This is a genomic window from Pseudomonas sp. 43(2021) (assembly GCF_017490805.1).
GTDB lineage: Bacteria > Pseudomonadota > Gammaproteobacteria > Pseudomonadales > Pseudomonadaceae > Aquipseudomonas.
In genome coordinates, this window is the sequence record NZ_JAFGYJ010000271.1 from 1 (window position 1) to 517 (window position 517).

A 517-nucleotide genomic window follows, 5' to 3' on the forward strand; every position below is an offset into this window, starting at 1 on the left:
TCATCATACTGACGCCAAGATCTTTACGCGCTTTACGTTTGCCGTGCTCGCCAAATTTAGTTACTGCACCCAGCGGTGTCGCTTTCGACGCCTGACCACCGGTGTTGGAATAGCATTGCGTATCCAGCACCAGAATGTTGACGTTTTCCGTCAAACTCAATACATGATCCAGACCGCCAAAGCCGATATCGTAAGCCCAGCCATCACCACCAATCAGCCAGATTGATTTTTCCACCAGTGCATCTGCATCACGTAGCAGTTCATGTGCTTCGGCAACATCGTTGAGTTGCTGGCGTAAAGCTGCAACCTGTTCACGACGAACCTCTGGCGTGGCGTCTGATTTCAACGCCGTCAGTAATTCCGCCGGGATTTTATCGGCAAATTGATCCAGCAGACGCAGCACGCGGACACGGTGTTGATCGACCGTCAGGCGGAAACCAAGGCCAAATTCGGCATTATCTTCAAATAGAGAGTTCGCCCATGCCGGCCCACGACCGTTGGCATCGGTGGTATACGG

At 52.4% G+C, this 517-nt stretch carries 1 pseudogene; it reads right to left on the bottom strand.

Annotated features, from left to right (window positions below):
- Positions 1–517, bottom strand: a pseudogene (locus tag J5M71_RS27155) (thiamine pyrophosphate-dependent enzyme); the annotation flags it as partial.